9 protein-coding genes are annotated in these 13,982 nt (G+C 65.2%); 5 read left to right on the top strand and 4 right to left on the bottom strand.

Annotated elements, in window-relative coordinates; translation table 11 throughout:
- The first annotated feature begins 12 nt into the window (after window positions 1-12).
- From ACFPZ3_RS31805 to ACFPZ3_RS31785, 5 genes are all read left to right on the top strand, one after another.
- Window positions 13-1,842 (top strand): HsdM family class I SAM-dependent methyltransferase, encoded by a 1,830-nt coding sequence (locus ACFPZ3_RS31805; protein ID WP_379517974.1) that lies wholly within the window; start codon window positions 13-15, stop codon window positions 1,840-1,842.
- Window positions 1,843-1,948: 106 nt separating this feature from the next.
- Window positions 1,949-3,445, top strand: coding sequence for a serine/threonine-protein kinase (locus ACFPZ3_RS31800; RefSeq protein WP_379517973.1), 1,497 nt, complete (start codon window positions 1,949-1,951; stop codon window positions 3,443-3,445).
- Window position 3,446: 1 nt separating this feature from the next.
- Window positions 3,447-5,540, top strand: coding sequence for a UvrD-helicase domain-containing protein (locus ACFPZ3_RS31795; protein ID WP_379517972.1), 2,094 nt, complete (start codon window positions 3,447-3,449; stop codon window positions 5,538-5,540).
- 36 nt (window positions 5,541-5,576) lie between these two features.
- On the top strand, window positions 5,577-7,820 hold the full coding sequence (locus ACFPZ3_RS31790) for a GmrSD restriction endonuclease domain-containing protein (protein ID WP_379518008.1): 2,244 nt from the start codon (window positions 5,577-5,579) through the stop codon (window positions 7,818-7,820).
- A 722-nt stretch (window positions 7,821-8,542) separates the two neighbouring features.
- The gene (locus ACFPZ3_RS31785; RefSeq protein WP_379517971.1) at window positions 8,543-9,172 is read left to right on the top strand and encodes an integrase core domain-containing protein; all 630 of its coding nucleotides are present in this window, start codon (window positions 8,543-8,545) and stop codon (window positions 9,170-9,172) included.
- Here the strand turns inward: ACFPZ3_RS31785 and ACFPZ3_RS31780 are convergent.
- From ACFPZ3_RS31780 to ACFPZ3_RS31765, 4 genes are all read right to left on the bottom strand, one after another.
- Window positions 9,158-9,982, bottom strand: coding sequence for an integrase core domain-containing protein (locus ACFPZ3_RS31780; protein ID WP_379517970.1), 825 nt, complete (start codon window positions 9,980-9,982; stop codon window positions 9,158-9,160). The genes ACFPZ3_RS31785 and ACFPZ3_RS31780 overlap by 15 nt on opposite strands.
- Entirely contained in the window at window positions 9,982-10,257 is a 276-nt protein-coding gene (locus ACFPZ3_RS31775) for a hypothetical protein (RefSeq protein ID WP_379517969.1), read from the bottom strand. Before ACFPZ3_RS31775 ends, ACFPZ3_RS31780 begins: the two co-directional genes overlap by 1 nt.
- A gap of 373 nt (window positions 10,258-10,630) precedes the next feature.
- Window positions 10,631-12,028: a hypothetical protein gene (locus ACFPZ3_RS31770; RefSeq protein WP_379517968.1), complete on the bottom strand. Its 1,398-nt coding sequence runs from the start codon at window positions 12,026-12,028 to the stop codon at window positions 10,631-10,633.
- The gene (locus ACFPZ3_RS31765) at window positions 12,025-13,791 is read right to left on the bottom strand and encodes a hypothetical protein (protein ID WP_379517967.1); all 1,767 of its coding nucleotides are present in this window, start codon (window positions 13,789-13,791) and stop codon (window positions 12,025-12,027) included. The genes ACFPZ3_RS31770 and ACFPZ3_RS31765 overlap by 4 nt, the downstream gene beginning before the upstream one ends.
- Window positions 13,792-13,982 lie beyond the last annotated feature (191 nt).

Raw genomic sequence — 13,982 nt, 5'->3', positions numbered from 1 at the left:
GAGGAGAACGACATGCACGACGACGCCACAGTGGCGGCGGGCGACATCGCTCGGATGGCCGGCGTGGGCCGGCCCGCTGTCAGCAACTGGCGCCGCAGGTTTCACGACTTTCCTGAACCGGTAGGCGGAACCTCCTCCAACCCGCTCTTCTCTCTGGCCGAGGTTGAATCGTGGCTGCGCGACCAGGGAAAGCTCGAGGAGCTTCCGGAGGAAGAACGGGTATGGCAGCAGATCCGCAACTCTGCCGACGACCTCCAACTCGCCGCGCTCGTCGCCAGCGTGGCGGGCGCCATCACCGGTACCGCCCCGGCTGCCTCCGCTCCCGCACCGCTGGTCGAAGCCACCGCCGCACTCGCGGCCGAACGCGGACTGCGAGACACCGTCGAGCTTCTCTACCGCCGTTACGTGGAGACCCACTCGCGCCGCGTGCAGGTCGTGTCGGAGGAGGTCGCCACGCTCATGGCGAGCCTGCTGGGCGAGTGCGAGACCGTCTTGGACCCGCTGTGCGGCTTCGGAGCGCTGCTGCTGGCCGCGACCCAGGCCCGCGTCGTCATCGGCCAGGACCGAGATGAAGCCTCCGCGTGCCTGGCCGGTGCCCGTCTGACCGCACGCGGCATCGCCGCCGACATCCGGGCGGGCGATGCTCTCCTGGCCGACGCGTTCCCTGATCGGGAAGCCGACGGGGTGCTGTGCGTCCCGCCGTTCAACGAACGAGGCTGGGGCTACGAGGAGCTCACCAATGACACCCGCTGGCAGTACGGGTTGCCGCCCAAGGGGGAGTCGGAACTCGCCTGGGTGCAACACTGCCTGGCCCGGGTCAAACCTGGCGGGCAGGTGGTCGTGCTGATGCCCCCCGCCGCTGCCAACCGTCGTTCAGGGCGAAGAATCCGGTCACAACTACTGAGGACGGGAACACTACAGGCCGTTATAGGTCTCCCCGCCGGGTCCGCGCCACAGTCCATCCTTCCACCTCACCTGTGGGTGCTGCGCCGGCCACAGGACTCGGACGCCGTCCCCTCACACGTGGCCATGGCGGAAGGCAGCCTGGAGTCGGGGCGACCGGTGCCGATCATCGATCTCCTGGACGACGAAGTCGACCTGACACCGTCCCGGCGCCTTCCCAAGGCATCGGCCATACCGGAAAAGGATCTCGACACCATCCGCGTAGAGCTGACGGAACTGTCGGAGGCCCTGACCACACTGCTGCCGAAGGTCAATCGTCAGGGCCGGGACCTGACCATGACCACCGTGGGAGAGCTCATTCGCGCCGGAGCCGTACAGGTGGAGCAGACACCCATGCGGATGGAGACCGACTCCGGCACGGTGCCGCTGCTCACCACCAAGGACGTCACACTCGGCCGGGGACCCTCCGGCCTAGGTGAGGTGAAGGCGGAGTCGGTGGTCGCGAGACCGGGAAACATCGTCATCCCGGCGGTCAGCCGCTCATCGGTCGCCCGGGTGGTCACCGAGGAAGTGCTAGTCGGTCCCCACCTCTATCTCATCCGGCTTGACCAGGGCGTTCTGGACCCGGACTTCGTCGCGGGCTTCCTTCGTGTGTCGGCCGCGCGCGCGGCCGACACCCTTTCCGGGAGCTACCGCGTGGATGTGCGCCGCTCGCAGGTGCCCCGCCTGCCGATCTCCGAACAACGGCGCTATGGCGAGGCGTTCCGCCGGCTCGAATCGTTCGAGTACGCCGTGCGCACCGTGGCCGAGACCGGCGGTGCGCTCGCCGCGCAGATTTTCGAGGCGCTCGTCGACGGCGAGATACAGCCGGAGGCCGAGCCCGGCGCCGAAGGCCTTCCCGCACATCATCTGGAACCAAGGGGTTCCATGTCTCGATGATCATTGGGATGATTCTGTAATTTCTTCGGTAAACATTGCCTGTGTTTGAGGGAAGGCGGCCGGGGTGGACAGGCGAACGATCGATGGCCGCTATGCGCTCGATCCGATGTCACGTCGCGCCGGAGGGATGGGCGAGGTCTGGTTCGGCTGGGACACCCGCCTCGACCGGCCGATCGCGATCAAGTTCATCAGGGTCGACCGCCTCTCCGACGGGAAGCCGGACAAGGAACTGACGGATCGTTTCGTCAGGGAATCTCGGATCACCGCCCGCCTCGAGCATCCGGGCGTCCCGACCGTCTACGACTGCGGCACACACGGAGAAGAGCTCTACCTGGTCATGCAGTTGATCGAGGGCTGCCCTGTGGGCTTCCTCATCGATGAGACGGAGATCCCCGTCGCCTGGGCCGCGGCGATCGCCGCCCAGGTCTGCTCCGTGCTGGCTGTGGCACACGAAAAGTCGCTGGTCCACCGGGATCTCAAGCCAGGCAACCTCATGCTCTGCCCGGACGGCACCGTGAAGGTGCTGGATTTCGGGATCGCGGCTGCCACCTCCCCGACGGCGACGAGGCTCACGAGCACCGGAATCGTCGTAGGCACGCCTGAGTACATGGCGCCTGAGCAGGCGATGTCCGGCTCAACCGGCCCACAGAGCGACCTCTACTCGCTGGGCGTGATCCTCGACGAGATGCTCGCGGGCGACAACCAGTTCTGCGGCCCCACTCCTCTGGCGACCATGCACAACCACATGGGCCAGGAGCCGGAACCATTGCGTCAGCGACGCCGCGAGGTGCCGGAAGGCCTGGAGCGGCTCGTGTTGTGGTTGCTCGCCAAAACACCGGACAAGCGACCGTCCTCGGCCGAAACCGTCTACGCGCGACTCCTGGATTTCTGCCGGGAGTTGCCGTCGTTCCTCGGATACGTCGATGTGAAAGCGCCCCATCCGGTCCGGATGTACGCCCAGGTGGTCGGCCGGATCGGAACGACGCCCCGATCGTCCGGCGAACTGGCACCCGTCCAACGGCCTGCTCCCGCCCCGGACACGTTCCGGCACAGCGACATGGCATTGGCCAAGAAAGACGCGCACCTGCTGAAGGCCGAATCGCGCTTCACTCAAGCCGCCGATGTCCTTGCCGAGGCGGTGGAGCCGGCCGCGCGTGCCCTCGGTGCGGCGAACCCGGACGTCATCTCGCTGAGGATCGAACTGGCCGACGTCCTGTTCCTCGGAGGTGCCTACCGACGAGCGGCCACGGAGTTCGCCGGGCTCGCCGTAGACCTCGCCGAACGCGAGGGTCACGACAACGATCTCGTCCTGCGCTTCCGGCTGATGGAGGCCAACAGCCACGCCGCCGCGGGTGAGACCACAATCGCCCTGACACAACTCGGCCGCCTGCTGGACGACGAGCGCCGTTTCAAGGTTGACGAAGATCGCACCCTGGAGCTGCGACGCCAGATCGGCCTGCTGGAACTGGGCGCAGGAGACCGCGTGGGCGCCAGGAAGACGCTCTCCGCGTTGTTGCCCGACCTGAAAGCCCGCTACGGTCAGGCGCATCCCAACGTGACCAAGGTCCAGGAAATCCTGGACGAGCTGAACGGGGACAGCTGACGTGGCCAAGCTGGGAATCGACAAGGACTTCCTGCGCGACTTCGCGAAACTGGAACGATCCGTTCAGGACCGCGTCTCTGAGGTGTTCGCCAAGTTCGAGCAGGCCACCCACGCGGGAATGCACCTGGAAAAGGTGAACAACGCACGCGACGACCGGTTCCGGACAATCCGGATCGACAAGTTCTGGCGGGGAGTCGTGCTCGCGCCCGAGAGCGGTGACTCCTTCACCCTGCTGAAGGTCCTGCCACACGACGACTCCTATACCTGGGCGCAGCGCAGGCAGGTCTCCGTCAACGCCGCCACCGGCCGGATCGAGATCACTGACTGTGTGGCGATTGAGGCCACCCTGCCAGAGCTGGTCAAGATGGCCGACCGGGCGCCTGCTCTGCTGTTCGAGGCCATCAGCGACGTCGATCTGACCAGGCTCGGAATCGACGACCAGACTCTGCGCTTCGCCCGTGTGCTCACGGACGTTGTCCAGCTTGACGCGTCACGCGCATTTCTGCCACAGAACCAGTGGGATGCCCTTTACGGCCTGGCCGCTGGGCTCACCCCTGAAGAGGTATGGGCCGAGCTCGGGATAGCTCCAGGGCACGCGCCGTTCGACACAGGCGATGTCGGCGCAGCCGTCGAACGGACCCTTGACCGAGTCGTTCTGGTCGACGGGCCAGACGAGCTCATGGAGATCTTCCGCCACCCGTTCGCGTTGTGGCGGGTCTACCTGCATCCGGCGCAGCACCAGGTCGCCCACACGACGTTCAGTGGTCCGGCGCGGATCACCGGCGGGCCGGGCACGGGAAAGACGGTGGTCGCGCTGCACCGGGCGCATCACCTGGCCGGCCTCGGAGCCGGTCCGGTGCTCGTGACCACCTTCACCTCGACATTGTCATCGTCACTGGAGGCCGGGCTGCGGCTGCTGACCGGCTCGGCCGAAGTCCGCGACCGGATCGAGGTCCGGCATGTGGACCAGCTCTCCTACCAGATCTTCTCCGAACGGCACGGCCGCGCCGCCATTCTCCGAGACAAGGAGGAGAAAGATGTATGGAAGAAGATCGTCAAGCGTCTGGAGCTGCCGTTCACCGAAACCTTCCTGGCGGAGGAGTGGCGGCAGGTCGTGCTGGCCCAAGGCGTGACCAGTGCCGCCGAATATCTCGCCGCCAAGCGTGCCGGACGAGGACGCCGCTTGGGGACGCGGCAGAAAGCCCAGCTGTGGCAGGCGATGTGGGAGTTCGAGGAGGAGCTCAAACGTCGCAAGGTGTGGACCCACGAGACGATCTGTGTTGAAGCGACCCGCTTGCTGGAGGAGCGGCCCGCGAAGCCGTACCGGCACATTGTCGTGGATGAGGCGCAGGATCTGCACCCTGTGCAATGGCGGCTGCTGCGAGCGGCCGTCGAGGAAGGGCCTGACGACCTGTTCGTCGCCGGAGACACTCACCAGCGCATCTACGGCAATCGGGTGTCGCTGCGCGACGTGGGGATCAAGATCGCGGGTCGGTCCTCCCGTCTCACGATCAACTACCGGACGACCGCCGAGATCCTTGCCTGGAGCCTCGGCATGCTGCGGGGCGAACCGATCGACGACATGGACGGTGGACTCGACACAGTCGCCGGCTACCGTTCGCAGGTCCATGGACCTGGGCCGGAGCTGAAGGGATTCACGACACAGCGCGCCGAGCTGGACGGACTTGCGGCCAGGGTCCGCGAGTGGCTGGCCAGCGGGGTGGAGCCGAGGGAGATCGGCATAGCGGCCCGTTCCAATGTGCTGGCCGACACGGCGATCGCCGTTCTGGAACGCGCGGATGTGCCCGTCCGTTCGCTGGCCAAGGCCGGGCAGGACGACGACGTCGTGCGGGCGGGAACCATGCACCGGATGAAGGGGCTCGAGTTCCGCTGTGTCGCGGTCATCGGGGCAGGCGAGCATGTGCTGCCGCCGCCGAGCGCGATTACGCCGGTGGCGGAGGACGAACTGACGCACGCGCACGATCTGCAACGGGAGCGCTGTCTGCTTTTGGTGGCATGCACAAGAGCTCGCGAACGCCTGTCCGTGTCTTGGCACGGCGCACCAAGTATTTTCCTTTCGGGATTTACCTCATAACGTTAAGTTACTGACCTTCGTGATACGTGGAGCATGATGGCTACCCTCTCGGTACTGCTGCACCAGATCGACAACGGCACAGTGTTGTTGCCTGAGTTCCAGCGCGGCTATGTCTGGAATCGTGATCAGGTGCGCGGGCTCATGAGGTCGCTCTACAAGGGCTATCCCGTCGGCGGGCTCCTCCTGTGGGAAACCGAGCCGGACGCCGCCTCCATCCGCAACGGAGCAACGGACGGTGGTGTCCGCCTGCTGTTGCTTGACGGCCAGCAACGGATCACCTCGTTGTACGGAGTGATCAGGGGCAAGGCTCCAGATTTCTTCGAAGGTGACGCTTCGGCGTTCACGGGGCTCCGGTTCAACGTCGAGGACGAGACATTCGAGTTCTACGGGCCGGCCAAGATGCGGGACGACGCCCGGTGGGTGGACGTCACCAGGCTCTTCAGCGACGGTCTTGAGCCCTTCATCAAGGAGTTCGGCCAGTTCCCCGACAGGTTTGCCACCTATCTCGCGCGGCTGAACCGGCTGAAGAACCTGGAGAACCGGGAGTTTCACGAGGAGAAGATCACCGGTCCGGACAAAGATGTCGACGTGGTCGTCGACATTTTCAACCGGGTCAACTCCGGTGGAACGGCGCTCTCCAAGGGAGACCTGGCTCTCGCGAAGATCTGCGCCCAGTGGCCACCCGCCCGCCAAGTCATGCGTGACCACTTAAACCGGTGGCAGCGCGCCGGGTTCGACTTCTCGCTCGACTGGCTCCTGCGCAACACCACGGCAGTGGCCACGGGCCGGGCGGTGTTCACCGCGCTCGACGCGGTATCCGACCAGGACTTCGAGATCGCGCTGAACAAGTCGGTCGGTTACGTCGGAAGCCTGCTGGACGCCGCTTCCGGCCGGCTCGGGCTGGATCACGACCAGGTCCTGATGGGGCGCTACGCCGTCCCCGTCATCTCCCGGCTGCTCCATCTCACCGCAGGAGGACGATTCGCCGACGCCGCGCATCGGGACCGCGTGTTGTTCTGGTACGTGCACTCGGCGCTGTGGGGACGTTTCGCCGGATCTACCGAGACCGTGCTCGCCCAGGATTACGAGATCGCCGCCCGATCCGGGATCGACGGGCTGATCTCGTCCCTGGAGCGCTGGCGGGGCGGCAACCTGGAGATCCAGCAGCACGACTTCGAGGGATCCACCCGAGGGGCACGCTTCTACCCGCTGCTGTACATGCTCACCAGAGTCAAGGGGGCGCGGGACCTCGGAAGCGGTCTCGAGCTCCGGGCCGAGATGCTCGGTAAGCTGACCTCGCTACAGGTCCACCACATCTTCCCCAAGGCCCTGCTCTACAAGGCGGGATACGAACGCGCTCACGTCAACGCCATCGCCAACTTCTGCTTCCTGACACAGGACACCAACCTGCAGATTGGCAAACGTTCCCCGGAAGACTACTTCGCCGAAGCTGAGGCCAGGCACCCGGGAGTGCTGGCGTCCCAGTGGATCCCCACCGACCCGGATCTGTGGCGGGCCGAGCGCTACATGGACTTCCTCGCTGCCCGTCGTCAGCTACTCGCCGACGCCGCCCAATCGTTCCTCACCGAGCTCCGAGATGGGGCGACGGCGGTCGCCGCCATCGAGCTCCAGCCCGTCGGTGTTTCGGGACCTCAGGACGATGTCCGGACAGTCCAGATCAAGGGCATGGTGGAAGAACTCCAGCGACTGGGCTACGCGGAGCCGGCGCTCGACAGCGAAATCGCTGACCCCGCTACAGGCCGGGCGCTCGCGGTCGCGGAGGCCTTCTGGGCGGACGGCCTCCAGCCTGGTCAGGGCAAACCGGTTCTCCTGGAGCTGGACCCCGAGTCCTCCGACATTGCCCGGCTCGAAGAACTCGGTTACGAGGTCTACACCTCAGTCGATGCGCTGCTTGGCTATGCGCAACGACTGAACAAGGCAAGGGCCGGCGATACCGAGACCGAACCTGCCCCGATCGACACGCCTTCGCCCGATGCGTTCGACAGAGCCATGCGCTCGATCTACGATCGCGCGCGAAACGAGGCCAACTACCATGCGACGTACTTCCTGAGCATGCTCGCCGAGCATGGCAGTCTCGCGACCGCTCGGAAGTTGCTCAACACGCCTGCTGTTTCCGATGGATTTGCCGCGCTTTGGGAACGAGGGAGGCTGGATCTCACCGTAGAGGCGCTGGTCACCCAGCCGCAGTTCGCGCACCTGTTCACACCGGCGGAGATCGACGTTGCTCAGCACCGCTTGGGGCAGTTCGGTTACGCATAACGATAGTCACAGCACTGAGGGGACTCCATCCCGAAGTGCGGGCACATCTGCACGACCATCTCGCGCAACGCGTCGGGCGACGCCGAGGGAGAGGGCCTCGTCCGAGTTCGCCGCGCGACCACGCCCTCAATGGCACCGATCACCGCACTCATGACGAGCAGAGTGCGCCTGCCGATAATTACATCCGCCCAGGTCATGACTCTGCGAGGGCTTCGCGTGGCGGCGCGAGCTCTGGCCGCTCAGGAGACGGAACCAAGTGCGGCAGGATGGTCGGCCGTGCTCCTTCGCCTGGCCTACCTGACCGTCACAAACGCTTTCGCCGCGCTGCGGCTGCTGCCCATGGGCGATCGGGACAAGGACGTAGAGATTCTCATCCTGCGTCACCAGATCACCGTTCTTGAACGCCAACTCGGCGCTGACTCCAGAGTCAGATTCGCGCCTGAGGACCGGGCCTTCTCGCCGCGCTCCTGGCCTCGCTGCCCCGCGAGGTTCTGCGCCGGCTGCGGCTTCTCGTCCGGCCGGACACGGTCCTGCGCTGGCACCGCGATCTGATGAGACGTCGTCATGCCCGTACCTGCCGGCCGAAGCGGCCCGGGCGTCCGCCCACGGTCCGCTCCATCCGTGCCCTCATTCTGCGCCTGATCCGGGAGAACCCCGGCTGGGGCTATCGGCGAGTCCACGGTGAGCTCGCCACGCTCGGCATCGAGATCGCGCCGTCCACGGTGTGGGAGATCCTCAAGCAGGCAGGTCTTGAGCCGGCGCCCGAGCGGGCTTCCACCACGTGGGCCGACTTCCTGCGTTCGCAAGCCGACGCCTTGCTGGCCTGCGATTTCGTCGAGACCGTCACCTTGAACGGGCGGCGCCAGTACGTCCTGGCGGTCATCGAGCACGCCACCAGGCGCGTCCGTGTGCTCGGCACCACCGCTCACCCGACCGCCGACTGGGTCATCCAGGCGATCAGGAATCTGGTGATGGACCTGGAAGATGCGGGCTGCCAGGCGCGCTTTCTGATCCGCGATAGGGATGGGAAGTTCTCGGCGCTCATGGACGAGGTCCTCGCCGAGGCGGGCATCCAGACGGTGCTCACCGGTATTCGGATGCCACGGATGAACTCGATCATGGAGCGGTGGGTGCAGTCGTGCCGCCACGAACTCCTGGACCGCTGCCTACTCTGGAACGAACGCCACCTGCGGTACGCCCTGCGCGAGTACGAACACTTCTACAACCAGCACCGAGCCCACCAAGCCCTGAACCAAGCCGCCCCACTGCGCCCCGCCCCGGACCCAATCACAGATCCAGAGCGAATCTGCGCCTGCCGAAAATTCCATACATGCAGGTCAAGCGGCATGTGAGTACTCGTGTAGGACGCCGCCGAGCCGGTCTCGTCGGCGTATGTTCAGGTCGATGATTCGCCCGGGGTCTGTTATCGGATCGGGGACGGTGCGCAGCGGTGCTGCTTGGTTTAGGGCTTGGTGGGGGCGGTGCTGGTTGTAAAACCGTTCGTACTCGCGCAGGGCGTGCCGCAGGTGGCGTTCGTTCCATACGAGGCAGCGGTCGAGAAGCTCGTGACGGCACGACTGCACCCACCGCTCCATGATGGAGTTCATCCGCGGCATCCGAATACCGGTGAGCACCGTCTTGATGTGGGCCTCGGCGAGGACCTCGTCCATAAGGGCCGGGAACTTCCCATCTCGATCTCGGAGCAGAAAGCGCGCCCGGCAGCCCGCATCGTCCAGGTCCATCACCAGATTCCTGATCGTCTGGGTGACCCAGTCGGCGGTCGGGTGTGCGGTGGTGCCGAGCACGCGGACGCGTCTGGTGGCGTGCTCGATGGTGGCCAGGATGTACTGGCGTTGCCCGTTCAGGGTGATGGTCTCGATGAAATCGGCGGCCAGTAGGGCGTCGGCTTGCGAGCGCAGGAAGTCGGCCCAGGTGGTGGACGCCCGCTGGGGTGCCGGGTCAAGGCCTTCTTGCTTGAGGATCTCCCACACTGTGGACGGTGCGACCTTGATGCCGAGGGTGGTGAGCTCGCCGTGGATCCGCCGGTAGCCCCAGCCGGGGTTCTCCCGAACCAGACGCAGGATGAGAGCGCGAATGGACTGGACGGTGGGTGGACGGCCGGGCCGCTTCGGCCGGCAGGTATGGGCATGACGCCGTTTCATCAGATCGCGGTGCCAGCGCAGGACGGGGTCCGGGCGGATGAGGAGCCGTAGCCGGCGCAGGACCTCGCGGGCAGCGAGGTCAGGAGCGCGGCGAGAAAGGCCCGGTCCTCGGGAGCGAATCTGACTTTGGTGTCGGCGCCGAGTTGGCGTTCGAGGACGGTGATCTGGTGGCGCAGGGCGAGGATCTCGATGTCCTTGTCTCGATCGCTCATGGGCAGCAGTCGCAGTGCGGCGAAGGTGTTCGTGACGGTGAGATAGGCCAGGCGAAGGAGCACGGTCCATCATCATGCCGCACGCGTTCGCCCTCCTGGTGGCTGGAGCTCGCGTCGCCACGTGAAGCCCTCACATGGTCATGACCTGGGCGGATGTGATTATCGGCAGGCGCACTGTCGGAGACGCTGCCGTGGGACGCTCCACGGCACTGGCTGATCCTGCGCTGCTACCTCAACCCGGCGCCCCCGCAGCGTCATGCGACGGCCCACCCAACCGCGTCTGGGACATTACGGCAAACCGCGGAGCTGCTCACACAACCCAGCCCACTGAAGAATCAAGGTTAACCAGCAGAGTCATTGAGCACAGCAAACCTCACAGCAAATGCTGTGACACAATATTCGGTACCCATCCGCTGGATGAACAGTACGGGCGGTTCTATAACCCGACCATCTCCAGAAATGGTTCTAAAGAGAAGTGGGCCATCTCGTATGCGTCCGGGTCCATCGCCGGGGGATACCGGTCGAGCCTCCGTCTGGAGTCGGCGCTGTTGATTTCGGGCAGCTCTCGCTGGTTGAGCTCTTCTGCGATCCGCTCGGCGAATGGTGCATCGTAGAGAGTGGGCTCGTTCTGGTAGAGGCGGAAGTAGCTGACGATGAAGCGCATGCGTTCGTGATACTTCAACCAGTTGGCGACTCCCGCGGTGGCCCCCCGGAGGTCATCGGTGATGAATTCCTCGGCGAGCCTGCGGACCCTCTTGTCCCGAATAGGCGCCCATGCTCGCGTTAAGCCAGTGCTTGGAGACGGAGTCAATCTCTCACCGACTTTGACCTTGCCGGCCGGGGTCTTCAACGATAAGAAAAAGCGAGTATGGAATGCCGCCCAGAGGTCTTCCAGCACGCGCGTCAGCAAGGGCTGGTCCTCGTGTCCCGTGCTGTACAAGCGGAACCTGTGGAAGGGCTGCCGGGTCACCAGCGAGCACAATGAGCGCCACCATACTTGCGTCAGCCAGCGTACCGGCCGATACAGCCTCAGTTCGAGGACTCGTTGCATCCGCATCTGCTCGTAGGCCGACAGTGCTATGTTGGCGCCGAGGACGAGTTCGGCTCGGACGACGGGATCATCCTCCTCCACGGCCTCGGAGAGGAGCGTCGCGGCGTCCCCTAGGAAGCGTGGGTCGGCCTCGGCAAGTAGGTAGGGGAGGAACTCAGGCGCCACTGGCGTCGCATCCGACTCCGGGCTCACCCTGATGTAGGAGGCGGGCCCATCGTGCATGAGGTGGATCGTCGCGCTGACCGTCTCCAAAAAGATCGCCCGGTTGGCCAAGGCGACACCGCGGGCGTAGGCGGAGCCGAGCGGAGAGCGCGGTGCTCCGCGTACAAGCAATCTGAGGCGCGTCCAAGCGGTTCGGCGGCTGGAGTCCGTGCCGAATAGGCCGTGTCCATCGAGGCTCAGGCTCTCGGTGATCGTCTTGGAGGACCACGTCGCGTAGCAGTACCAGTTGTTGGCGTCCCTGCCCAGGAGTCGGGCGAGAGCCAGTGCCATGGCGTGGTAGCCCTGTGTGATTTGCATCATGTTGAGTGCTGGGCTGTGCCACTTGTCCATCGCAATGCGAAGCACGTCATCGAAGGTCAGCGGGGCGCGATCCAACTGGGGCTGCGCGTCTCCCCACTCCGGTCGGGACAACTCGGCAGGACCGAAGATTCGCCGAGCCCGATCAGCCATGTCCTGATCGGAGAGATGCTCGACGGTTTCGCTGATCCCATCGATGAAGTTCAGGTAATCGGCCACCGAGTCGTATGGTGACGGTTGCTGCGGGGGTTCGGAGGAGTTCATTTGTCGCTCTCCTCATTGAGGCTTTGTGTCGGCCGGTCGACGATCTGCTGAAGCCGTTCACGGGCGAACCGCAGGTTCTCCCCGACCACGGTCCACTTCCGCCCGAGATGCTCGGATATGCCGGGCCTTGTCATTCCAGCGAGGTAGCAGGCCATTGTGTCCCATCGCGTGGGCGGCAATGCGTCGAGCATGAGCTCGATCCAGTGGCGGTCCTCCCACAAGGTCAGCCGCGATTCCCAGGGGGTAATTGTGGTCGCCGACGGCTGCTTGCCGCGCTGCTTGATAAAGGTGGCGAGGACCATCTCGCCGGCGTAGCCCTTGTGATCGTTGATCGCGTTCCAGCGGCCTCCTAGGGCGACCATGGTGGCGCGCACCGCCTTGTCGGCTTCGTCGCGCGTGGCACCGGCGAGCATGGCCACACTGATCAACGTCCGTCCGTGATGGTGGAAGAACTGCTCGACCTGTTGTGGCGGGCCGATGGCCTGCTTGAGGAGATAGTCGACGTCGCTTTGGCGGGCCGCGCGGTCGCGCAGTACTCGATGCACCAGGCGGTGCATCGAGACCGACCCGCGGTCTTCGCTGAATGCGACGAGTGAGGTGTTGGTCAAGTCGGCGAGCAGCTTCCGCACGTGCATCAGCTCGGCGCCCATCTCGGCGGCGAGCCTCGAAACGGAGACGCCCGTGGCTGGCGAGACCGCAAGGAATGACAGCAGTCGCCGGGCGAAGGGCAAAGACTCCTCGGCCTGGTAGACCGACAGCAGGATGGCCTCGGCGGCGCCAACCGGGTAAGCGTCGCCGTCCTGAGCCTGCAGGTAGTCGCTGATGCGGTCGTCGCGCAGCTGATCCAGGTACTCGGAGTAGTCCAGCTGCGTCTGGGTGATCATGGCGGCGGCCTGAGCCAGTGCCAGCGGCAGGTGCCCGAGCTCGACCGCGAGCCGGGCGGCGCTGACCGGATCGGACAGCCCGGTACGGTCTTGCAGGAAGGCGACCGACTGTTCGCTGGAGAACAGCCTGACTTCGAGATGTTCGAAAGCGCGCTCGAATTCACGCTTGCGTGAGGTGATGATCACTCGGGTGGCGCCTGTCGCCGGGCACCACTGGCGTACCTTGGCAACGCTGAGGGCGTTGTCGAACACCAGCAGGCACGGTTCCGTCGTCGTGGCCAGCCATGCCTTGGCCCGGCCAGCGGCGATAAGTTCGTTGTCATCGGGGGTCCGCTGCCCCAGCCGATCGGCGAGGGAGGCCAGGCCGGAAACGATCTGGGTGACCTCTTCCGCGATAATCCAAACAATGACTGGCCAGCCCGCGGCCTGACAACCCCAGGCGTACGAGGCGACCAGCATCGTCTTACCCACGCCCGGCCCGCCGGTCACGGCGCAGGACATCACCGCGCCGTCGCCCGCTGTCGATGTCTGGTGATCTAGCAGTTCTCGCAGCCGGAGCAGGGAGTCTTCACGCAGTTGATGGCCGGGAGGGCGCTGCGGGATGTTGCCCTCTACGATCTGGCCGGATCGCGGTTGGGAAGGGTTGCGGTCATGTTGCGCCGCCTCGCCCTGAAGAGTTGCTCCCGATTTCGTCGTGTGCGTACGTTCCGCGCGTACCTGCAGTAAGAACGCCGCCACGCTGACGATAAGCCCGATCGCGCTGATGAACATGCTCACCACGCTGGCCTGTTGATCCTGCGTCGCCAGTGGGGCGACGAGGAAGACGCGGGCCAGCCCCACCAGGAACACACCCGCCGTCACCACGATGGCCGCGATCATCGACCGGCGCCACGTGTTCGCACGTGACGCTCGGGAAGATGTCGCCTTCCGCATGGACCTAGAGTGCCGTCAGATGGCAAGGAGGGGAACGCATGGTGATATACGGCTGTGTATGCACACCTTTGGTGTGCATCCCAATGTGACGCTGATCCTGGGGCTCAGTATTAGGATTCGGTGTCTCACCTGCGGGT

The sequence above is a fragment of the Nonomuraea insulae genome (genome assembly GCF_042656245.1).
The sequence above is the reverse complement of the archived record's forward strand: the minus strand, read 5'-3'. Positions and strand labels throughout refer to the sequence as shown.